A 20,802-nucleotide genomic window follows, 5' to 3' on the forward strand; every position below is an offset into this window, starting at 1 on the left:
GACTCGCCAATAGCTATGGCAGCAATGAAACGAACTTTGTCCTTAGTGTGGATAAACGAAGATCCCCGGGCTACGGTATGGCCCGTCCCGGAGGCGGCCGCGCCCATGGCCCGCCGGCCGCCCGGCCCGCGTACCTCCGTGCCTCGCGCCGTAGTTGATCCGGTTTTCTCCGCAAGACCCGTCTAGCAGTGGGGAGTTCGACATGGACCGCAGGAGCTTCAACCGGCGGATGCTGATGGGCGGCGGGGTGGTGGCGGCGACCGGCGTGACATCGTTGTCCCTCGGCGCGATCGAGGCGACCTCCGCGGAGAACCCGCCCCGCACGGCGCCCGCGGGAGGGGTGGTCCGCCATCTCAAGATGTACGCGGAGAAGCTGGCGGACGGCTCGATGGGGTACGGGTTCGAGAAGGGCAAGGCGTCCGTTCCCGGTCCGCTCATCGAGATCAACGAGGGCGACACCCTGCACATCGAGTTCGAGAACACGATGGATGTGGCGGCCAGTCTCCACGCGCACGGCGTCGACTACGACATCGCGAGCGACGGCACCCGGATGAACAAGAGCATCGTCGAACCGGGCGAGACCCGGACGTACACCTGGCGCACCCACGCCCCGGGCCGGCGCAAGGACGGCACCTGGCAGCCGGGCAGTGCGGGCTACTGGCACTACCACGACCACGTCGTCGGTACGGACCACGGCACGGGCGGCATCCGCAAGGGCCTGTACGGGCCGGTGATCGTCCGGCGCCAGGGCGACATCCTGCCCGACAAGACGATCACGATCGTCTTCAACGACATGACGATCAACAACAAGCCCGCCGGCAAGAGCCCGGACTTCGAGGCCACGGTGGGGGACCGGCTCGAAGTCGTCATGATCACGCACGGCGAGTACTACCACACGTTCCATGTCCACGGTCATCGCTGGGCCGACAACCGCACGGGCCTGCTCACCGGACCCGATGACCCGAGCCGGGTCATCGACACGAAGATCGTCGGGCCCGCCGACTCCTTCGGCTTCCAGATCATCGCGGGTGAACGCGTGGGCGCGGGCGCCTGGATGTACCACTGCCATGTGCAGAGCCACTCCGACATGGGCATGGCCGGAATGCTGCTGGTGGCCAAGGCCGACGGGACCGTGCCGGGGCACGAGGGGCACACGATGGCCTCATCACCGGAGACGAAGCCCGCGGGGGAGGCGTCGGCGCACCGGGGTCACTGACCAGCCGCGTCGGTCACCGCGGCCAGGCGCTTCTGTTCCTCCTCGACGATGCGGCGGGCCAGCGAGCCGTCCGACACGTCCACGGCGTCCGGCGTCGTCTCGGCGACGTCGCTGCGCCGTGCGTACGCGTCGAACAGCCGCTCCTTGCGGGCCAGAATGTCCAGCATCCGCTGGTCGACGCTGTCCGTCGCGAGGAGCCGGTGCACCTGGACCGTGCGTATCTGGCCCATCCGGTGCGCGCGGGCCACGGCCTGGTGCTCCATCGTCGGCTTGATCTGCGGCTCACAGAGGATGACCACCGATGCGGCCTGCATGTTGAGCCCGATCCCGCCCGCCTGGATCTGGCTCAGCAGCACCGCGTGGCCGTCCGCCGCGGCGAAGCCGTCGATCAGCTCCTGCCGCCGGGTGGCCGGCACGCTGCCGGACAGCGGGCCGAACACGCCGTCCCCCAGGGCCTGGTGGACCGTCTCCAGCACTTCGCGGAAGTAGGAGAACACGACGACCTTCAGGCCGTTGCCCGCCGCTTCGGCGACCAGCTCGCGCAGCCGGTTCAGCTTGGCGGACGTGGCCGGATGGGCGTACGCCGCCCGGCGCATCCGCATGAAGTGCCCGGCGCCCACCGCCTCGCGGTAGGCCCGCTGGTCGGCCTCGCTGAACTCCTCCCACTCGTCGACCTGCACCAGCGCGGGGAGTTCGGTGAGCACGTCCTGCTGGTTGCGGCGCAGATAGGCGGGGGCGACGGCACGGCGGAACGCCTGCGAACCGGCAGCGCCGTGTGTGGTGCTGATCGCCGGCGCCAGTTCGGGCTGGAGATGGCGGACGAGGCTGCGGAACTCCTCCACCCGGTTCTCCATCGGCGTGCCGGTCAGGAAGAGCACGCGCTCGGCCCCCTGCGACCAGCCGGACACCGCACGCGAGCGTCGGGTGGCCGGATTCTTGACGTAGTGGGCCTCGTCGACGACGAGCATGCCCGGCCGTATGCCGCTGTCGCCCGCGAGGGGCAGGGTGTGCAGGGCGTCGAAGGTGGTCAGCGCGACCCCGCCGCTCTCGCGCCACTCGGCGAACGCCTCCAGCCGCTCCGGTCCGTGGACGGGCAGGGCGTGCAGCGTGGAGCGGGCCCGGACTTCCCGTGTCCAGTTGATCAGCACGCTCGCCGGGCACACCACCAGGAAGTGCGTCTCCCCGCGCGCCGCGAGATGGGCCAGCGCGGCGATGGCCTGCACGGTCTTGCCGAGCCCCATCTCGTCGCCGAGGATCACCCGCTTCTGGGCGAGCGCGAAGCGCGCGCCGAACGACTGGTAGCCGCGCAGCGAGACCCGCAGCCGGGCGTCGTCCAGCCGCAGTCCGCGCACCCGGTCGGCGATCCCGGACGGCAGGAACCCCTCGGCCGCGTCCCGGTCAGGTCCGGTGCCGGACATCTCGGCCAGCAGGCTGTAGTACTCCGCGGACCGCAGCTCGAAGTCGACCCAGGCCGCGACGTCGGAGTCCGGGTCCCGCAGCAGATCGACCGACACCTGCCCGAACAGCAACGGGAGTTCGCGCTCCGCCGCGTCGGCCACGGCCGCCCGCACGGAGACGACCGCCTCCAGCGCCTGCGACCGGACCCGCCGCCGGACGAAGACCATCCGCAGCCGCCCCCGGGCCGGACCGGCCGCGGCCAGCAGCGGTTCGAGACGGTCGGCCAGCCGCCGGGCCCCGTCCACGGCCCGCCGCACGTCCGGCCCGGCCTCGACCAGCCGGTACAACGCGCCGACCAGCGCTGTCGTGGCGTCGTCAGGGGTGTCCACGTCTATCCGCAGCGCGACGGTGTCCCGCACCGCGTGCGCGATCTGGCCCGCCGCCGCCAGCGTCTGGTCGGCCGTCTGCGCACCGACGCCGGGGATCTGGCGGAGCTCGTAGCGGCTGGAACCGTACACCTGCCCGACCGTCGTGAACCCGGCCTGCTCGACCGCGCCGAGGCGCAGCCTGCCCTCGGTGACGTCCTTGAGCCGGGACACGGGGATGACCGACAGCTCGTCGCGGACGAGGGAGTCGAGGAGCGGGTCCAGGGCGGTACGCACCGCCGTCACGGCGCGGGCATGGTCCGACAGGACCCCGCGAGCCGCTTCCAGCAGCTTGTCGGCCCGCACGAGCAGCTCCCGGGCCGCTCGCCCGGTCGGTGCGCCGGCCTCGGTGGACCCGCCCTCAGTCATGTACGTCCCTCTGTCCCCGCTGCCGTGCCGCCGCTCCGCCCGGTATCCGTCCGCAACGACTCGTATCGTCCCATGCGCGACTGACAACCGGGTCCCGGCGCAGGGCTCAGGGCGCGGGCGGGCGGCGCTCCGCCGGTGACAGCAGAAGGACCTCCAGGGCGCGTGCGCACGAGCGCGCCTGCGCCAGGAACCAGTCCGTGCGCGCATCGGTGATCACGGACGGGGTGGCGCGCACCGCCAGCGCGAAGCGCGCGCACCCGGCGCCGTCCAGCACCGGGACCGCCAGCGTCCGTACCCCGTGGGCCGACTCGCCGTCGTTGACGGCGTAGGCGTCGGACCGCACCCGTGCCAGCTCCGCCTCCAGCGCCGCCGGTTCGACGATCGTCCGGTCGGTGAAGGCGGGCAGCGGCGGCAGCGAGGATGGCCCGCCCTCGCCGGGCCTCGCCCACGCCAGCAGCACCTTGCCCAGCGCGGTGGAGTGCAGCGGCCGGCGCAGCCCCACCTTGGGGGTCACCGAACCGCCCGCGACGATCACCGCGTGGGGTCCGCTGCGCAGCGCCAGGTCGGCGGTGGCGCCCGTGCGCTCGGCGAGATCGGCCAGCTCGGGTGCGGCCAGATGCAGACCGCGCTGATGGTAGGAGAGCCTGCCCAGCTCGGTCACGGCCGGGCCGAGCCGGTAGCGGGACGTCCGGGCGTCCTGCTCCAGGAATCCGGCGCCGAGCAGGGTGCGGGCCAGCCGGTGGGCCGTGGAGACCGACAGGGTGAGCCGGCGGGCGAGATCCGAGGCGCTGAGATCGGGACCGTTGTCGTGGAAACAGTGCAGGACGTCCAGGGCGCGCTGTACCGCCTGCGCCCCGCCGGGAGCGCGTACCGCGGCGGCCTCGGTCATGGGGGGTCACTCTCCGCTCGTGGGGATGCGGGGCCCGACATTGCCACATTACGGGAGTCCCAGCGGGTCATATCCGACTGGTGAAACACTGCGTTCATATCCAATCCCACATCATGGGAAGCGAGTTGTGGGCGGGCGCCGCCCCGTGGCAGGCTGCAGCCGTCACCACCGACGAGCTGAAGGGAGCAGTGCCATGGCCGGCCGCCGAACCGCGACCCCCGCCCACGCCGCTCCGGTCCCGCTCGCCCTCACGCTGCGCCGTCACATCGACCTGGCCCGCGTGTCCAGCGCCGCCTGTCGCTGACCCTCCGCTCCCGCCCCCTTCATTTCGCCTGACGCGTCGCTCCGACGCGCCGCGGGCCCCTGCCGTACGTGCTGCCCGGATCCGGGACCTCATGTGCCGCGCCCGCCGGCTCCCTCCGCTTCGCCGATCCTCGGGAAGACTCCATGACGCCTGCCGTCCTGCCCCGGACCCTCTGGTTCACCCGCTGTCCCGTACCCACCGCCACCGGCATCGCCGCCGACCGGCAGTGGCTCACCGACGAGTTCGCCCCCGACGGCATCTCCGTACGCTCCCTCCAGGACGCCTCCCCGGACGCCGACCGCGCCGCGCACTACACCCACGCCCTGCCCGGCCTCTTCCGGGAGGGCGGCAACGTCCCCGCCCTGTGGGCCCGTTCACAGGGCGAGCGCACCCGGCTGATCGGCCTCACCTGGATCGAGGAACGGCAGACCGTCCTGGTCGCACCCGGCTCCGGAATCCGGGGCGCCGGTGCTCTGCGCGGGCTGCGGCTCGCCGTGCCGAAGCACGACATCGCCATCGACTTCTGGCGTGCCATGGCCCTGCGCGGCTTCGAAGGGGTGCTCGCCTCCGCCGGACTCGCGCTCGACGACGCCTCCCTCGTCGACGTACCCGCCGACGGGCACGAAGGCCAGTGGGCGGCCGAACTGGCCGCGCTGCGGCGCGGCGACGTCGACGCCGTGTACGTGAAGGGCGCACTGGCCGTCGAGGCGGCCCGCCGTGCCGGTGCCGAAGTGGCCGTCGAACTCGACGACCTGCCCGATCGCCGCTTCCGCGTCAACAACGGCACCCCGCGCCCCATCACCGTCCACCAGCAGCTCCTCGACGACCATCCCGGCCTGGTCGACCGCTTCCTCGCCGTGCTGCTGCGGGCGGCCGACTGGGCCGCCGGGCAGCCCGACGAGGTCGCCCGCATCCTCGGCGCCGAGACCGGGGCGGGCGCCGACGGAGTCGCCGGCGCCTACCGGCCCGGCACCCATCTCACCCTCCACCCCGACCTGTCCGCACAACGCCTCGGCCTGCTCGCGGCGCAGGAGGCCGGGCTGCGCGCCCACGGCTTCCTGCCCGAGCCCGTCGACGTCGCGGCCTGGGCCGACCCCGGGCCGCTGCGCCGGGCAGCCGCACTGGCCCGCCGAACCTCCGCCCCCCTGAGCCCAGAGGAACCCTCATCATGAATCTCCCCCGACCACTGCGCACGACAGCCGTTCCGGCGCTCCTCACGGTCTCCGCACTCGTCGCCCTCACCGCCTGCGGCACGTCCGAGGCCGACAGCGCCGCAGGGGGCTCCGGCAGCGGGGCCACCGTGACCGTCCGCATCCCCGACCCGGGCAACTCCGGGGTGCTCGCCCTCGGGAAGAAGGACGGCAGCCTCGACAAGGCGCTGTCCAAGGCCGGTGCCAAGGTGCGGTGGACCGGCAGCGCCGGGCCGTTCGCCCCGGCCGCCCAGGCGATGAACGCGGATCAGCTGGACATCGCCACGGGCTCCATCACCTCGGGCATCACCTCGCTCGCCCAGCGGCCGGGCTTCAAGTTCTTCACCGCCGTCGACCCGGACGCGGCGGGGGAGGGCATCCTCGTCAGGAACGGCTCGGGCATCGGCTCGGTGGCCGATCTCGTCGGGAAGAAGGTCGCCGTCAACCAGGGCGGCACCGGTGAGTACCTGCTGCTGAAGGCCCTCGCCAAGGCCGGCATTCCGGCGGACAAGGTCACCCGGGTCTATCTGCGGCCCGACCAGACCGCGGCGGTCTTCAGCGCCGGCAAGGTCGACGCCTGGGCCGTCTGGGCCACCTACGCCGTCGCCGAGATCGGCAGCGGCAAGGCGCACTTCGTCGCCGACGGCGCGGCGATCGGCTCCGACAACTACAGCCTCAACGCCGTACGGACGGACTTCGCCGAGCAGCACCCGAAGGTCGTGAAGGCCCTCTACCAGTACCTCCACGAGGCCAGCGCCAAGGAGAAGCAGAACCCGGCCGCGTACCTCAACGTCTTCACGGACGCCGGCCCGACCGCCGTGACCGGAAAGGCCGAGAAGGTCCAGGCGGAGTTCACCGCGAAGGGCGGCACCGTCGACCCCATCGGGCCCGAGGACATCGAGCGCTTCAAGGACGTCGCCGCCTTCTACGCCGAGCAGAAGGTCACCGAGGCCGAGGTCGACATCGCCGCCCACCTGCTCGACGTCGGGAAGCTGACATGAGCGACACCGCCACCGCGGCGCCCGGCCTCGTCCGGCCGGGCCCCGGCCCGAGCGGCACCGGCACCGCGCCCCAGGGACTCGTCCGGCCGCGCCCTCAGCTCCGCAAGGCCCGCAGCCGGGGCTACGCGCTCACCGTCCGCACCATCGGCCCGGTCCTGCTGCTGGTCCTGTGGTGGGTGGCATCCGCCACCGGGCTCCTCACTCCCGACGTCCTGGCGTCGCCAGCCGAAGTAGTAAGAGCCGTAGGCGAGTTGTGGATCAACGGCCAGCTTCCCGACGCCCTCACGACCTCCCTCACCCGCTCCGGACTCGGCCTCCTGATCGGACTCGCCGCCGGACTGACCCTCGGCATCACCACCGGATTCACCCGCCTCGGCGACGAACTCCTCGACTCCTCGCTCCAGACCCTGCGCACCATCCCCTTCCTCTCCCTGGTACCGCTGTTCATGGTCTGGTTCGGGATCAACGAGACGGCGAAGATCCTCCTCATCGCCGTCGCCACCACCTTCCCGATGTACGTGTCGACATCGAGCGGCGTCCGCAACACCGACCCGAAACTCATCGAGGCCATGCGGAGCTTCGGCATGGGACGCCTCGCCCTCGTACGCGAAGTCGTCCTGCCCGGCGCCCTGCCGTCGCTGCTCGCCGGACTGCGCCTGTCGATGACACTCAGCGTCATCGCGCTCATCGCCGCCGAGGAGATCAACGCCACCGCGGGGATCGGCTATCTGATGTCCCAGGCGCAGAGCTACGCCCGGACCGACATCCTCGCCGTCTGCATCCTCGTGTACGGGCTCCTCGGACTGGCCGCCGACATTCTCGTGCGGCTGCTGGAACGCCTGCTGATGCCGTGGCGCACTCCCCGGGGAGCCACCCGATGACCATCGATCCGGCACCCGCGCCCGCCGTACGCGTACGGGGACTGCGCCGCGTCTTCGGCGACCGTGCCGTCCTCGACGACCTTGAACTGGACATCGCAAGGGGCGAGTTCGTCGCACTGCTCGGGGCCAGCGGCAGCGGCAAGACCACGCTGCTGCGCATCCTCGGAGCCCTCGACGGCGCCGACGGGGGAGAGGTGCTCGTCCCCGAGGCGCGCACCATCGTCTTCCAGGAGCCCCGGCTGGTCCCGTCGAAGAAGGTCCTCGCCAACGTCACGGTCGCGCTGCCGCGCAGCCGCTCCGCGCACGGCCTGCGGGCCCTGGCCGAAGTCGGTCTGGAGCGCCACGCCGATGCCTGGCCGGCCACCCTCTCCGGCGGTGAGGCCCAGCGCGTCGCACTCGCCCGCGCCCTGGTCCGCGAACCCGAACTCCTGCTGCTCGACGAGCCGTTCGCCGCACTGGACGCGCTGACCCGGCTGAAGATGCAGGACCTGGTCGGCGAGCTGTGCCGCAGGCACCGGCCCGCCGTCCTGCTGGTCACCCACGATGTCGACGAGGCCGTACGGCTCGCCGACCGGGTCGCGGTCCTGCGCGACGGCCGCCTGGTGACGGACGAGACCGTCACCGTCGACCGGCCGCGCGACCCCGGCGATCCCGCCTTCGCGGCCCTGCGCCGGCGCCTCCTCGCCGACCTCGGCGTAGCGGCCCCCGCGTCTCCCGAGCCTCCCCTTCCGTCCCCCGCGCCTTCCCTTCCTTCCCCCGCCCGTTCCGAAGCCGGAGTGATCTGAATGACCCTCACCATCGGTGTCCACAGCAGCAATCCGTCCCTCTACCACCTGTACCACCTCTCCCGCCTGGGCTTCGCCCAGGAGGAGCTGGCCCCGCTCGGCGAGAGCGTCGTCTTCCACCCGTACACCAACGGCGTGCGCACCGGTGAGCTCCTGACCCGGGGCGTCATCGACTTCGGCGGCACCGGATCCACCCCGCCCGTCACCGCGCAGGCCGCCGGGCACGACATCGTCTACACGGCGGTCTCCGCCCCGCGCCCCGAACACGGCGCGGTCCTCGTCCCCGAGGACAGCCCCGTGCGTACGGTCGCCGGACTCAAGGGCTCGACCGTGCACCTCGCGATCGGTTCCTGGCAGACCCATCTCATCGCCAAGGCGCTCGACGACGCCGGACTGTCCTACGCCGAGGACATCACCGCCGTCCGCTCCACCGCCGACAGCGAGCAGCTGCTGCGCACCGGGGAGATCGCCGCCTGGGTCGCCCAGGGCGCCGAACTGGCGGCCGCCCGGCGCACCGGCGGGCTGCGGACCCTGGTCCGTACCGGCGACGTCATCAGCGACCGTTCCGTCTTCTTCACCCGCCGCGACCTGGCCGAATCCCGGCCCGAGGTCGTCGAGGCACTGACCCGGGCGTTGAAGCGCGCCGACGAGTGGGCCGCGGCCCACCCCCGGAAGGTGGCCGAGATCGCCGCCGCCGACCTCGGCGGATCGGCCGACGACTGGGAGACCGCGCTCGCATCGCTGCCCTGGACGATCGAGCCCGTCTCCGACGCGTTCATCGCCGAGCAGCAGGAGGCCGCCGACATCTTCCACCGCACGGGCTTCATCGACCGTCCGGTCACCGTCGCCCACGCCCGTGCCCACGCCGGTACCCGTACCGCAGCCGGCAAGGCGGTATGACGACATGGCGACCGAAGTCCTCTGGTACATCATTCCGCGTGAGGGCGCCTACCCCTGGGAGCCCGCGGGCCGGCGCCCGGTCGATCTGGGCTACCTCGCGCAGCTGGCCGGGACGGTCGAGCGGCTCGGCTACAGCGGCGCGCTCCTCGCCACCGACCTGTACGACGTCTGGCCGCTCGGCAGCGCGCTGGCGGCCTCGACCAGCACGCGGTTCAAGCCCCTGCTCGCCGTCCACCCCGGTCTCATCTCGCCGACGCTGCTGGCCAAGATGGCGCTCAGTTTCGACACGCTCTTCGGGGGCCGGCTGCGCTTCAACGTGGTCAACGGTTCGACGAAGTCGCTCCAGGAGTACGGACTCCATGTGGAACACGACGAGCGGTACGAGCTGAGCGCGGAGTACTGGTCGATCGTGAAGCGGCTGACGGCCGGCGAGGTCTTCGATCACAAGGGCCGCTTCTACGACCTGAAGAACGCCGGAGCCTCGTTCCGGGAGCTGAAGCCGGTCCAGGACGGGCACATCCCGCTGTGGTTCGGCGGCTCGTCCGATCCCGGCATCGAGATGGCGGCCGAGCACGTCGACGTGTTCCTGACGTGGGGCGAGCCGCCGCACCTGCTGAAGGAGAAGCTGGAGAAGGTCCGGGCCAGGGCCGCCGCGTACGGCCGCACCCTCAGGATCGGACTGCGGCTGCACCTCATCGTCCGGGACACGGAGGACGAGGCCTGGGCGGCGGCCGACCGGCTCCTCGACGTCACCAGTGACGCGACGTACGCCCGTCAGCTCGGCGACCGGGCGGGCGAGGACGGCGTGGGCTGGCAGCGGCAGTTCCGCCAGCACGGCGGAAAGGTCCCCGCGCACGCCCGTGAGCTGGAGGTCCACCCCAATATGTGGCCGGGCATGAGCCTGTTCCGGCCGGGACCCGGCACCGCGGTGGTCGGATCGGCCGCGCAGGTCGTCGAACGGCTCAAGGAGTTCGAGGACCTGGGCGTGGACACCTTCATCCTCTCCGGGAACCCGCTGCTGGAGGAGGCGTACCGGGTCGCGGAGACGGTGCTGCCGGCCCTGGGGGTCACGCCCTGACGGGAGGGGGCGGGAGCGAACGGGCGGGGCGGGAGCGGACCGGCGGGGCGGGAACGGACGGCGGGGGAGGGCGTGGACGGTACCCCCGCCGGGCCGGCACCCCAGCACAGCGGCCGATGACGGGGACCTTGCCGTGGCGCTCTCCTCCGGACGGCGCCCGGCGACAGTTCGGAGCGCTGCCCGGGGCGGGCGTCAGGACTGCGGTTGTCAGTGCCCGGTGCCAGACTCGGAGAGTCAGGAAATCCCTGCTGTCCGAGAACGGGACCACCGAAGGAGCGCACGATGCTCACCACCCGTTTTGTTGACGGAGCACCCAACTGGATGGATCTCGGCACCCCGGACCTCCAGGGCGCCACGGCCTTCTACACCTCGCTCTTCGGCTGGGACTACGAGGCCGGCGGCCCCGAGACCGGTGGCTACGGGATGTTCATGCTCAACGGGAAGACGGTCGGGGGCGCCATGACCGTCACCGAGGAGCAGGGGAAGCCGTCCTGGTCGGTGTACTTCTGTTCGGCGGACGTGGACGCCACCGCGCAGGCCGTGGAGAAGTCCGGCGGGTCGGTGCCGTTCTCGCCGATGGACGTGCTGGAGTACGGCCGGATGGGCGGATTCACCGACCGGGCCGGGGCGTACTTCGGCGTCTGGCAGCCCAAGCAGAACCCGGGACTCGGCGTCGTCACCGACCCCGGCAGTCTCTGCTGGACCGAGCTGTACACCCCGGACGTACCGGCCGCGGCGGCGTTCTACTCCGCCGTCTTCGGCTGGGAGAGCGCCCAGATGCCCTATCCCGGCGGTGGCGGTGCGTACACGCTGATCAGGACCGCCGGCGGTGGCGAGGAAGCGAGCTTCGGCGGGCTCGTCCCGCTCGACGCCGTGCCCGTACGGGCAGCCGCCGGACCGCACTGGCTGCCGTACATCGAAGTCGGCGACTGCGACGCCGCGGTGACGCAGGTCGAGCGGCTGGGCGGCAAGCTGACCCTGGAGCCGCTGGAGATGGAGGGCGTCGGCAAATTCGCCAACGTCACCGATCCGTACGGCGCCGCGTTCGCCGTGATCACAAGCGCCACGGCATCCGGGAGCTGACCCGGTGCCCCGCTCCGGCCTGCGGATTGACGAGGCGTTGATCAGTCGTTTATCGCGGGCGGGCAGTGTGTGCCGCATGCTGATCAACACCGCGACCGACCCGGCACTCGCATGGCAGGAGACAGCCCTGTGCGCGCAAGCGGGACCCGAGTTCTTCTTCCCCGCCCCCGGCAGCTCCACACGTGAGGCCAAGCAACTCTGCAACGCCTGCGAAGGACGTCAGGCCTGCCTGGAGTACGCCCTCGACAACGACGAGCGCTTCGGCGTCTGGGGCGGCCTGTCCGAGAAGGAGCGGGACAGGCTGCGCAGAGTCGGCCGGGACCAGGGCTGACCCTCCCGCCCCTGGGGAGGGCGTACCCCCGCACGGCACAATCGCCCCATGACCGAAGCCCTGCTGATGGCCCTCGACTCGCTCCCGTACCCGCGGCGCATGCGCGAACTCGCCGTACGGGCAAAAGATTTGTCCAGTTCGGGGCGTCTGCCTGCCGTTCTGGACGAGTTGGACCGCGGCGATGCGTACGAGCGGGGGACAGCCGTCGTCGCGGCCGCCGTCGGCGGGGAGCGCGACTGGATCGGCGCACACCTCGCCGACCGTGACCCCTTCGTGCAGGGGCACGCCCTGCGGGTCGCGAACAGCCTCGGGGTGCCCGACGAGGCATACGAGCGGGCACTGCACGACGCGCCCCGCACCGCACGCCTGCGACTGCTCCGGGCCGTCGTCACCGACCGCCGGACCGCGCTCGCCGACCGCCTCATCGACCAGGTGCGCACCACCTGGGGCGACGCCGATGCCACCGTGCTGCTGCCGGGGTGCTCGGCCGAGGCCGCGGGCCGGCTGCTGCCCGAGCTCTTGTACGCCGTACGCGGCTGGAGCGCCCTGGGCCGCAGGCATCCCGGTCTTCTCCTCGACGTGGCCGAACGGCAGCTGGCGGATCTCCCCGAGCCGCACCGTGCCGGCTGGTGGCAGCGGTACGCCCCCGGCGTCGGCGCCACCGTCACCCACCTCCCCGACCGCGTCCTCGGCCTGCTCGACCGCTACGGCCCGGCCACCCTGCCGTGGCCACTGACCAGCCGGCTGGGCGCCCTCGCCGCAGCCGGCCCCGCCCGGCTGCTCCGCCTGCTGCTGCGCCCGGAGACCCGGCCGGTGACGCTGGGCGCCGCACTGGGGCCCGGCGTCCTGTACCGGCTGGCCCGTACCGCACCCGAAGAGCTCCTCGTGGAGCTCGGCCGGTTCATGGCCCAGGACTCCCGGGCGCTCGCCCGGCTCCTCGCCGCCCTGCCGCCGGGCCGGCGCACCTCCTTCCACGCCTCGGTCGCGGCCGGACGGGGGCAGGGGCGACTCGCCGACGTGGACGCCGTTCTCCTCGACGCACTGCCGCGCAACGGCGTCGCCGACGAGGCGCGGCGCATGGCCGTGCGGGCGGCCGGACGCGGTGCGGACCGGAGCACCGTGCTGCTCGCCGAGTCGTATCTGCCGGCCGCCGAGGTACGCGAGCGGCTGCTGGCCGCCACCCGCAGATCCGTGGCCGAGGACCGCGCACAGGCGTGGTCGCTGCTGATCCGCAACGCCGGCCGCTCCGGCGCCCCGGACACCGTCGTGGACGTACTCGCCGCCATGGAGCGGCTGCGCAACGAGCAGGACCCGGTGCGCTCGGCCGCGCTCGCCGCCCTGGCGGCCGTCCCGGCCGCACTCCTCACCGACGACGTGGTGCCCGCACTCGACCGGATCGCCGCCGACGCGGTCGAGGCCAGGGACTCCTCGCCCGCCACCCGGCACGCACTGAGCGCATTCGCCCTGCGGCTGCTGCGCGGGCACGCCGCGACGGGACAGCGCGCCCTGGTCAACTGGGCCCTGCGCACCCTCGTACGGATCTCCGGGAACACCGGGGGAGCCGACCTCGGACGCCTCGACCGCACCCTGCGGCGCGGCCAGGAGACCGCGGTGTTTGAAGCGCTCCGCCCCTGGCTCGAAGCGGGTGCGGAGAAGGCCGACTACGGGCTCGTGTTCGCCCTGGCCAGGGCGCTCGGCCGCCGCGCGGCCGGACTGCCCGAGCTGCAGGACCTCCTGTGGCAGGCGGTCCGCTTCGGCGAGAACAGCACCGCGCGGACCGCGGCGGGGCTGTGGCTGGAGCCGGTCACCCACCGCAGCGAGCGCGTGGAGCGGCTCCTGGCCGTCGACCCCTCAGCCGCCGCCCTGCCCGAGGTGCTGCGGGTTCTGACCGGCTGCCGCACCGACCTCCTCGACCCGTACCTGGGCGATTCCCCGCCCTACGGCCGCTTCCTGCCGCACGGCACACCGTGGACCGTGGTGCCCGGACCCGAGGTCCGCCGCTGGGTGCCGCGCCAGTGGCGCGCCGCCGCGCGTGCCCTGGAGCGGACGGCACGGGACGAAAAGCTGCCCCTGTACACCCGCGCCGCGGCGATCGGCGGACTCGCCCGGATCCCCTCGACCGGCGTCGAAGCGGTGCTCGGCTGGACCGGCGCGGACGAGGTCGTGCTCGCGGAGGCGGCCCTCACGGCGCTCGGCGGGACGGACAGGGCGCCGGACGTGCTGGCGGGGCTGCTCGCCCACAGCGGGGGCGAGCGGGCTCGAGTCGCCGTCTTCGCGGCCGGCCGCGCCGCGCAGGACGTCCGCCCCTCCGTGCTGGGGCCCCTCCTCAGGGAGCGGCTCGCACCGGGCACCGGCAAGGTGACCGCCCGCAAGGAAGCGGTCCGCCTCGCCGCGACCCGGCTCCCCCTGCCGCAGGCCGCCGGGCTGGTCGCCGAGGCGTACGCGGTGCCGGACCAGCACGTCGATGTGCGGGCGGCCTGTGCGGCCCGGGGCATCGCACTGCTCGGCGACGAGCGGATGTGGGAGATGCTCGACGACGCGGCAGCGGGCTCCACGGCGCTGCGCACCGCCGTGCTGCGTGTCCGGCCCATGGACCTGCCCGCACCGCACCGCACCCGCTACGCCCGGCTGGTGCGGGAGGTGTGCCGGACGGACGACGAGGAGCTCGCCGCGTCGGCCCACGCCGTGGTGGCCCGCTGGGTGCCGTGGGAGCCGGGCGCCTGCGACGTGCTGGTGGCCGCGACGACGGATCTCGCCCGCCGCCGCTCCTGGCGGTCGGCCGCCGATGCGCTGGTCACGGCCGCGCCCGCCACGGCTGAGGCGGCTCAGGCGCTCATACGGGCGCTGCGCACGCTCACCGACACCGTGGCCATGGACGACGCGGGCAGCGAGCGCGACCGGCCGGGCAGGCAGCGGGTCGTCCACCTCGTGAACCGGCTCGCCTCATCGGCCGGGGCGCACACCGGCGACACGCTGAGGCCCCTGCTCGGCACCGCCGGAGAACTGCTCGCCCGCCACCGGGACCACGTACCGCAGGCCGCGGAGCTGCTGGTCAGGTCGGTCGATCCGGATGCGGGGCCCGACGCCCTGTACACCGCCCTCGACCGGCTCGCCCGGCTGCACGAGGGCAGGCCCGTGCTGGCCGCCCGGACGGCGCGCGTACTCGGCACGCGGATCCGGACCTCACCCGGCGAGGACGGCTCGGGGAGGCTGCTCGGGGTCGTGGCCCACCTCGCCGAGGACGGCGCTCCCGCCCACGGCCTGATGGCGGTGGAGCTGGCGGCGGTGGCCGGCCGGAACACGGGCTGGAGCGGTGAGTGGCGCACCCAGCTGAGACTGCTGCGGCGCCATCCGGACCCGGACGTCCGCGACGCGGCGTACGCGGAAGTCACCGTGCGGGAATGAGTGAACGCCCGGAAGTCACCGTGCGGGAATGAGCGAACCGTACGGAAGCCACCGTGCGGGAATGAGCGAACCGCCCCCGTCGGGGAACGGGGGCGGTCCGTGGCGGCCGGCCCGAGGGCGGCCGGGGTGCGGTCGTCAGGCCTGGGCGGCGCGGGCCGCCATGCGGGCCTTGCGCGCGGCGAGCTTCTCGTCGAACTTCGACGCCTCGCTGTCCAGCCCGTTCATGTACAGACCGAGCTCCTCCTGCGCCTTGAGGCCCTCCGGACCCAGACCGTCGATGTCCAGCACCTTCAGGTAGCGCAGCACCGGCTGGATGACGTCGTCGTGGTGGATCCGCATGTTGTAGATCTCGCCGATCGCCATCTGCGCGGCGGCCCGCTCGAAGCCGGGCATGCCGTGGCCGGGCATCCGGAAGTTCACGACGACGTCGCGCACGGACTGCATCGTCAGGTCCGGGGCGAGCTCGAAGGCCGCGCCGAGGAGGTTGCGGTAGAACACCATGTGCAGGTTCTCGTCGGTCGCGATCCGCGCCAGCATCCGGTCGCAGACCGGGTCACCCGACTGGTGCCCGGTGTTGCGGTGCGAGACCCGCGTCGCCAGCTCCTGGAACGCCACGTACGCCACGGAGTGCAGCATCGAGTGCCGGTTGTCGGACTCGAAGCCCTCGGCCATGTGCGCCATCCGGAACTGCTCCAGCTTGTCCGGGTCCACGGCACGCGAGGTGAGCAGGTAGTCGCGCATCACGATGCCGTGGCGGCCCTCCTCGGCCGTCCAGCGGTGCACCCAGGTGCCCCAGGCGCCGTCGCGGCCGAAGAGCGAGGCGATCTCGTGGTGGTAGCTGGGGAGGTTGTCCTCGGTCAGCAGGTTCACGACCAGCGCGATCTTGCCGATGTCGGTGACCTTGGACTGCTCGGCCTCCCAGGCCTGGCCGTCCTCGAAGATGCCGGGGAAGTTCCGGCCGTCGGAGAACGGGACGTACTCGTGCGGCATCCAGTCCTTGGCGACCTTGAGATGGCGGTTGAGTTCCTTCTCCACCACCTCTTCCAGCGCGTACAGCAGTTGGGCGTCGGTCCACGCCTGCGCACTGCCGAGGTGGGGAGAGGTGATCGTCACGGGGGGCTCCTGGGGACGGGAGAATTACCTACGGCTTCGTAGGTTACGAGACCGTAGGTTAAAGCGACGGTAAGGCCGCCGCCAAGCCCGTCCCGGCGACAGTTCGTCACGTTACGTTATCTATGCAGGTCAGACGCGTTTACGGAGAGTCAGGCGTATGCGGTGAAGGTCATCGGAAAACGGAAAAGACCGGGCCGGGCCCCGCGTGATGAGCTCTGAACAGTCGGCGTACTCGGAGCGCAGGCACGGGGGGCGCGGTCGGTGGTCGGTGGTGCGGGGTCAGAGCAGATGATCCGCCGCGCCGGACTTCACCGCGAAGATCAGCGCCCGCAGTGCCTCCATGGAGTCGCTGACGTAGGTGGCGGTGTCGGTGGTGGAGCCGATGTAGGCGCGGCCCTGGTCGTCGAGTCCGAAACGGAAGCAGTTCGCGCCCTCGCTGCAGAAGGCTTCGTCCCAGCAGATGTCGTTCATGCTCTCTCTCCTCAGAGGTCCTGGGCTATGCATCGGATGAAATCGCGCGATTCCTCGACGGGCAGCGCGATCGTACGCAGGCGCTCCAACAGCCCCCGGTAGCGGCGCAGTTGCATGTCGGAATCCAGCAACATCGAGCCGTGCGAGGAATCGAGCTGCACCGTATCGAGCTGGGGGACCGCGGCGCCGACATAGGTGAACGACTGTCCGGCGCCGGGGAAACCGCCGGCCGTGAACGGGATGGCCCGGACCGTGATCCTGCCCCGCTCGGACTGGTCGAGAATGTGTTCCAGCTGGGCCCGCGCCACCTTGGGGCCGCCGAACTGCATCCGCAGCGCTGCCTCGTGGATCACCGCCTCGTACAGTGGCGGCCGGTCGCGCTCGAGCACTTCCTGGCGGCGCAGCCGCAGGGAGAGCCGGGCGATCAGGTCGGGGCCCGGGAGCTGGGGGTCGGCCGTGCCGAAGACCGCCCGCGCGTGCTCCTCGGTCTGTAGCAGACCGGGGATGTGCGTGGTGGTCGCGGTGATCAACTCGACGGCGTGGAACTCGAGTTCGGCGATGTCCAGCAGGCTCGGCAGCAGCAGTCCGCGATGCTCCTCCCACCACCCCCTGGCCCGCTCCTGCGCCATGTCCGCCAGCAGGTCGACGAGGCCCGTGTCCGGGCAGCCGTAGTTGAAGGCGAGGGTGCGGACCCGCTCGGCGCTTATGCCGAACCTGCCGGACTCGACGTTGGGGATGCGGGTGCGGTCGACTCCCAGAAGTGCGGCTGCCTGCTGCGCCGTCATCCCCGACTGTTCGCGCAGCTTGCGCAGTTCGTACCCGAGGCGTTGCTGCCGTGCGGTCGGGGTGCTTCTGGGTGGCACGGGGTGTGTCCTTCCGAGGGGGGAGGGGGTGCGAAATGACCGGAACCACACAAGTAGTAGCACTGTGCTCCACTCGTGCGCTACGGTCGGTAGCGCAAGTCTCACACGGGGCGACCGCGCCTCTCAGTGTGATCGTCACCACATATATCGGAAATGTGAGCATCTTGATGAAGGGCGCACTGCGTTGCCTCCCGGCCCTGGCACCTGCCGGAACCCATCCGCCCGTGGCGGACAATCTCAGCTATTCCTTCGCACTGCCGGGCGTCGCCTTCTGCGCCGGCCTCGCCCGCCGCGCCGTGGGTGAGCTGCTCACCCGGCACGGCCTCGTGGAACTCCGTGAGACGGCGGTTCTCGCCGCTTCGGAACTGGTCTCCGCCGCTTACCGGTTCACGCCGGACCAGGAGATGCTCCTGCGGGTCCACTGGCAGTTCGACGCCCTGCGGATCATTCTCTACGACCAGCACCAGTCCCACGGGCAGCCACAGAGGTCCGAGGAGTGCCGGGAGGCCCGCAGCGAGAGCATGTGGCTGCTGGCAGCCGCCGTGGAAGCACACGGAGGGGACTGGGGGCTCGCCCCCTCGCTGACACCGTCCGGCGGCTGCAAGGCCTGGGCTTTACTCCACCGATAGCAGCCGGACGCTCACCCCCAGCCCCTTTCCCCGCCCGTGCGCACCCCTACAGTGCGGCGCGCACCTCCTCGGCCGTGGTGTCCCGGAGTTCGCCGTCGAGCATCAGCCAGCGCGTGATCCCGAGAGATTCCAGGAACGGGATGTCGTGGCTCGCCACGATCAGCGCCCCCTCGTACGAATCCAGTGCCGCAGTCAGCCTGCGCACGCTCGCCATGTCCAGACTGTTGGTCGGCTCGTCGAGCATCAGCAGCTGAGGCGCCGGCTCGGCCAGCAACAGCGCGGCCAGAGCCGCACGGAACCGCTCCCCGCCCGACAGGGTCCCGGCAGGCCGGTCCGCCCGTGGCCCCTTGAACAGAAAATGTGCCAGCCTCGCCCTGATCCGGTTGTCCGTGGCATCCGGTGCGAACCGCGCCACGTTCTCCACCACGCTCAGATCGTCGTCCAGTACATCCAGCCGCTGCGGCAGAAAACGCAGCGGGAGCTGTGCCGTCGCCTCGCCGGACACCGGTGCCAGCTCGCCGGCGAGCGTCCGCAACAGCGTGGTCTTGCCCGCTCCGTTGCGTCCCACCAGCGCGATGCGTTCCGGACCGCGCACCTCGTACGACCCCCGCACCCGTGCCCCGTAGGCGAGTTCCAGGTCACGCAGCACCAGCACGCCGCGGCCCGGATGGACCTTGGTGTGCGGCAGCTCGACCCGGATCTCGTCGTCGTCCCGCACCGCCTCGACAGCGTCGTCGAGGCGCTCCTTCGCCTCGGCCAGCTTCCCCGCGTGCATGATCCGGTGCTTGCCCGCGGACTCCTGGGCGGCGCGCTTGCGGGCGCCCATGACGATCTTCGGTTCGCGCTTCTGGTCGTGCATCTTCTGTCCGTAGCGCTTGCGCCGGGCCAGTTTCACCTGGGCCTCGGCCAGCTCGCGCTTCTGCCGGTGCACATCGGCCTCGGCGACCCGCACCATGCGCTCCGCGGCCTCCTGCTCCACGGCCAGGGCCTCCTCGTACGCCGAGAGGTTTCCGCCGTACCAGGTGACCTCGGAATCCCGCAGATCCGCGATCTGGTCGACCCGTTCCAGGAGTTCGCGGTCGTGGCTGACGACGACGAGGACCCCGTTCCACGCGTCGACCGCGGCGTAGAGCCGCTCGCGTGCGTACAGATCCAGATTGTTCGTCGGCTCGTCCAGCAGCAGTACCTCGGGCCGGGCCAGCAGCAGTGCCGCCAGCCGCAGCAGGACGCACTCGCCGCCCGACATCTCACCGATCGTGCGGTCCAGCCCGATGTGGCCGAGACCGAGCTGGTCAAGGGTGGCGCGGGCCCTCTCCTCGACGTCCCAGTCGTCGCCGACGGCGGTGAACCGCTCCTCGCCGACGTCGCCCGCCTCGATGGCGTGCAGCGCCTCACGGGTCGCGGCGATGCCCAGGGCGGCATCGACGCGCAGCCCGGTGTCCAGGACCAGGTTCTGCGGCAGATAGCCGACCTCGCCCGCGGTCCTGATATGGCCCGCGGCCGGGGTGAGTTCGCCGGCGATCAGCCGCAGCAGGGTCGACTTGCCCGCGCCGTTGAGGCCGATGAGCCCCGTGCGGCCGGGCCCCACGGTGAGATGGAAGCCGTCGAGGACCTCGCTGCCGTCGGGCCAGGCGAAGGTGAGCGACGAACAGGTGATGTGACTGAGAGGGGTAGACATACAGGAATCTCCCGGTTGCGAGGAAGGACAGGGGCAACGGGGCGAGACACCGGTCACTGGCGTTCCACGGAAGAATTCCGGAAGTGGGAGGAAGGCCCTGGTCGCGGAGGACGGCTCGAAGAGCTGAGGTCACACTCGGGCGCGCGGACATGGCAAGACATGACACGACGCACAACACGGTGTCTCGAGACCTCAGACGAGCAACGTCCTACTCCGTTCGGCGACAACAAGGACAGGAGAAACCCTAGGCCGGTCCACGGCAGGGGGCAAACGAATTAACGGGCCCGCGCGCCGGCCCGGATGCGCGCTCCCGCGAGCCGCCCGGACGCTTGCTCCCGCGGGCCCGCCCCGAGGCGCGCCCCCGCGGCCTGCGCGCCCGTCAGGAGCCGCCGAGCAGCTCCGTCAGACTTCCGTCCAGGTCCAGGAACCGGAACTCGTCACCCGCGGGCACGAGCCCCTGCGCCCTGCGCAGGAACCGCCGCACCTCCGCCGTGCGGACATGCACCATCGCGATCCCCTCGGCGGCGTGGAACTCCAGCACCGTACGGTCGTAACCGAACGGTCTGACCCGCACGTCACCCACCCCCGCCGGGGTGTCCAGCCCCGCGGCGAGCAGTTCCCGGGCGAACTCCCAGGACACCTCGGTCCCCTCGAGCGTCGCCGGCGCGGGGAACACCATGCGCACCGCGAACGGATCCCTGCGGTCGTAGCTCAGGACGGCGGGAAGCGTCTCCATCTGCGGGGCGGACGCAACCATGCGGGCCTGTACGGACTGCTCGATAACGGTGGACAA

Annotated in this window: 19 protein-coding genes; 12 read left to right on the forward strand and 7 right to left on the reverse strand. The window is 71.9% G+C overall.

What is annotated here, in order from left to right; translation table 11 throughout:
* Positions 1 to 202 precede the first annotated feature (202 nt).
* The gene (locus OG782_RS32770) at positions 203 to 1,216 is read left to right on the forward strand and encodes a multicopper oxidase domain-containing protein (protein ID WP_406457243.1); all 1,014 of its coding nucleotides are present in this window, start codon (positions 203 to 205) and stop codon (positions 1,214 to 1,216) included.
* Here the strand turns inward: OG782_RS32770 and OG782_RS32775 are convergent.
* Both OG782_RS32775 and OG782_RS32780 read right to left on the reverse strand, forming a co-directional pair.
* Entirely contained in the window at positions 1,210 to 3,408 is a 2,199-nt protein-coding gene (locus tag OG782_RS32775; protein WP_406457245.1) for a DEAD/DEAH box helicase, read from the reverse strand. The two genes, OG782_RS32770 and OG782_RS32775, sit on opposite strands and share 7 nt — an antisense overlap.
* 106 nt (positions 3,409 to 3,514) lie before the next feature.
* Positions 3,515 to 4,297, reverse strand: coding sequence for an IclR family transcriptional regulator (locus OG782_RS32780; RefSeq protein WP_406457247.1), 783 nt, complete (start codon positions 4,295 to 4,297; stop codon positions 3,515 to 3,517).
* Positions 4,298 to 4,490: 193 nt separating this feature from the next.
* On the opposite strand from OG782_RS32780, the gene OG782_RS32785 reads away from it, so the two are divergent.
* The 10 genes from OG782_RS32785 (at position 4,491) to OG782_RS32830 (ending at position 15,255) form a co-directional block, all read left to right on the forward strand.
* Positions 4,491 to 4,601: a putative leader peptide gene (locus OG782_RS32785; RefSeq protein WP_311309001.1), complete on the forward strand. Its 111-nt coding sequence runs from the start codon at positions 4,491 to 4,493 to the stop codon at positions 4,599 to 4,601.
* Positions 4,602 to 4,744: 143 nt separating this feature from the next.
* Entirely contained in the window at positions 4,745 to 5,773 is a 1,029-nt protein-coding gene (locus OG782_RS32790) for an ABC transporter substrate-binding protein (RefSeq protein ID WP_406457249.1), read from the forward strand.
* Positions 5,770 to 6,792: an NrtA/SsuA/CpmA family ABC transporter substrate-binding protein gene (locus OG782_RS32795; RefSeq protein ID WP_406457251.1), complete on the forward strand. Its 1,023-nt coding sequence runs from the start codon at positions 5,770 to 5,772 to the stop codon at positions 6,790 to 6,792. Before OG782_RS32790 ends, OG782_RS32795 begins: the two co-directional genes overlap by 4 nt.
* Positions 6,789 to 7,673, forward strand: a complete 885-nt coding sequence (locus OG782_RS32800; RefSeq protein ID WP_406457253.1) for an ABC transporter permease — start codon at positions 6,789 to 6,791, stop codon at positions 7,671 to 7,673. The genes OG782_RS32795 and OG782_RS32800 overlap by 4 nt, the downstream gene beginning before the upstream one ends.
* Positions 7,670 to 8,458: an ABC transporter ATP-binding protein gene (locus OG782_RS32805; protein ID WP_406457255.1), complete on the forward strand. Its 789-nt coding sequence runs from the start codon at positions 7,670 to 7,672 to the stop codon at positions 8,456 to 8,458. Before OG782_RS32800 ends, OG782_RS32805 begins: the two co-directional genes overlap by 4 nt.
* Positions 8,459 to 9,358, forward strand: a complete 900-nt coding sequence (locus tag OG782_RS32810) for an ABC transporter substrate-binding protein (RefSeq protein WP_406457257.1) — start codon at positions 8,459 to 8,461, stop codon at positions 9,356 to 9,358.
* A gap of 4 nt (positions 9,359 to 9,362) precedes the next feature.
* Entirely contained in the window at positions 9,363 to 10,436 is a 1,074-nt protein-coding gene (locus OG782_RS32815) for an LLM class flavin-dependent oxidoreductase (RefSeq protein WP_406457259.1), read from the forward strand.
* Between the two features lie 282 nt (positions 10,437 to 10,718).
* Complete coding sequence (locus OG782_RS32820) at positions 10,719 to 11,519, forward strand: VOC family protein (protein WP_406457261.1); 801 nt, start codon at positions 10,719 to 10,721, stop codon at positions 11,517 to 11,519.
* A gap of 76 nt (positions 11,520 to 11,595) precedes the next feature.
* Positions 11,596 to 11,850, forward strand: a complete 255-nt coding sequence (locus OG782_RS32825; protein ID WP_406457263.1) for a WhiB family transcriptional regulator — start codon at positions 11,596 to 11,598, stop codon at positions 11,848 to 11,850.
* Positions 11,851 to 11,898: 48 nt separating this feature from the next.
* Positions 11,899 to 15,255, forward strand: coding sequence for a hypothetical protein (locus OG782_RS32830; protein WP_406457265.1), 3,357 nt, complete (start codon positions 11,899 to 11,901; stop codon positions 15,253 to 15,255).
* Between the two features lie 135 nt (positions 15,256 to 15,390).
* Here OG782_RS32830 and OG782_RS32835 read toward each other — a convergent pair whose 3' ends face one another.
* The 3 genes from OG782_RS32835 to OG782_RS32845 form a co-directional block, all read right to left on the reverse strand.
* Entirely contained in the window at positions 15,391 to 16,368 is a 978-nt protein-coding gene (locus OG782_RS32835; RefSeq protein WP_406457267.1) for an acyl-ACP desaturase, read from the reverse strand.
* A gap of 279 nt (positions 16,369 to 16,647) precedes the next feature.
* Positions 16,648 to 16,839 (reverse strand): hypothetical protein, encoded by a 192-nt coding sequence (locus OG782_RS32840; RefSeq protein ID WP_406457269.1) that lies wholly within the window; start codon positions 16,837 to 16,839, stop codon positions 16,648 to 16,650.
* Positions 16,840 to 16,850: 11 nt separating this feature from the next.
* Complete coding sequence (locus OG782_RS32845) at positions 16,851 to 17,702, reverse strand: helix-turn-helix transcriptional regulator (protein WP_406457270.1); 852 nt, start codon at positions 17,700 to 17,702, stop codon at positions 16,851 to 16,853.
* A gap of 224 nt (positions 17,703 to 17,926) precedes the next feature.
* Here OG782_RS32845 and OG782_RS32850 point away from each other — a divergent pair, with 224 nt between their 5' ends.
* Positions 17,927 to 18,331 (forward strand): ATP-binding protein, encoded by a 405-nt coding sequence (locus OG782_RS32850; protein WP_406457272.1) that lies wholly within the window; start codon positions 17,927 to 17,929, stop codon positions 18,329 to 18,331.
* Positions 18,332 to 18,377: 46 nt separating this feature from the next.
* On the opposite strand, the gene OG782_RS32855 is transcribed toward OG782_RS32850, so the two are convergent.
* A complete protein-coding gene (locus tag OG782_RS32855; RefSeq protein WP_406457274.1) occupies positions 18,378 to 20,009 on the reverse strand; it encodes an ABC-F family ATP-binding cassette domain-containing protein in 1,632 nt (543 codons plus the stop codon).
* A 379-nt stretch (positions 20,010 to 20,388) separates the two neighbouring features.
* Complete coding sequence (locus OG782_RS32860; protein ID WP_406457276.1) at positions 20,389 to 20,802, reverse strand: SsgA family sporulation/cell division regulator; 414 nt, start codon at positions 20,800 to 20,802, stop codon at positions 20,389 to 20,391.

The organism is Streptomyces sp. NBC_00876 (assembly GCF_045207435.1).
Lineage (GTDB): Bacteria > Actinomycetota > Actinomycetes > Streptomycetales > Streptomycetaceae > Streptomyces.

Excerpts from the sequence above, each read along its gene's own strand:
- OG782_RS32775 (WP_406457245.1), bottom strand. The coding sequence starts at position 3,408 with ATGACTGAGGGCGGGTCCACCGAGGCCGGCGCACCGACCGGGCGAGCG.
- OG782_RS32805 (WP_406457255.1), top strand. The coding sequence starts at position 7,670 with ATGACCATCGATCCGGCACCCGCGCCCGCCGTACGCGTACGGGGACTG.
- OG782_RS32825 (WP_406457263.1), top strand. The coding sequence starts at position 11,596 with ATGCTGATCAACACCGCGACCGACCCGGCACTCGCATGGCAGGAGACA.
- OG782_RS32785 (WP_311309001.1), top strand. The coding sequence starts at position 4,491 with ATGGCCGGCCGCCGAACCGCGACCCCCGCCCACGCCGCTCCGGTCCCG.
- OG782_RS32790 (WP_406457249.1), top strand. The coding sequence starts at position 4,745 with ATGACGCCTGCCGTCCTGCCCCGGACCCTCTGGTTCACCCGCTGTCCC.
- OG782_RS32815 (WP_406457259.1), top strand. The coding sequence starts at position 9,363 with ATGGCGACCGAAGTCCTCTGGTACATCATTCCGCGTGAGGGCGCCTAC.
- OG782_RS32770 (WP_406457243.1), top strand. The coding sequence starts at position 203 with ATGGACCGCAGGAGCTTCAACCGGCGGATGCTGATGGGCGGCGGGGTG.
- OG782_RS32795 (WP_406457251.1), top strand. The coding sequence starts at position 5,770 with ATGAATCTCCCCCGACCACTGCGCACGACAGCCGTTCCGGCGCTCCTC.
- OG782_RS32780 (WP_406457247.1), bottom strand. The coding sequence starts at position 4,297 with ATGACCGAGGCCGCCGCGGTACGCGCTCCCGGCGGGGCGCAGGCGGTA.
- OG782_RS32830 (WP_406457265.1), top strand. The coding sequence starts at position 11,899 with ATGACCGAAGCCCTGCTGATGGCCCTCGACTCGCTCCCGTACCCGCGG.
- OG782_RS32820 (WP_406457261.1), top strand. The coding sequence starts at position 10,719 with ATGCTCACCACCCGTTTTGTTGACGGAGCACCCAACTGGATGGATCTC.
- OG782_RS32840 (WP_406457269.1), bottom strand. The coding sequence starts at position 16,839 with ATGAACGACATCTGCTGGGACGAAGCCTTCTGCAGCGAGGGCGCGAAC.
- OG782_RS32810 (WP_406457257.1), top strand. The coding sequence starts at position 8,459 with ATGACCCTCACCATCGGTGTCCACAGCAGCAATCCGTCCCTCTACCAC.
- OG782_RS32800 (WP_406457253.1), top strand. The coding sequence starts at position 6,789 with ATGAGCGACACCGCCACCGCGGCGCCCGGCCTCGTCCGGCCGGGCCCC.
- OG782_RS32855 (WP_406457274.1), bottom strand. The coding sequence starts at position 20,009 with ATGTCTACCCCTCTCAGTCACATCACCTGTTCGTCGCTCACCTTCGCC.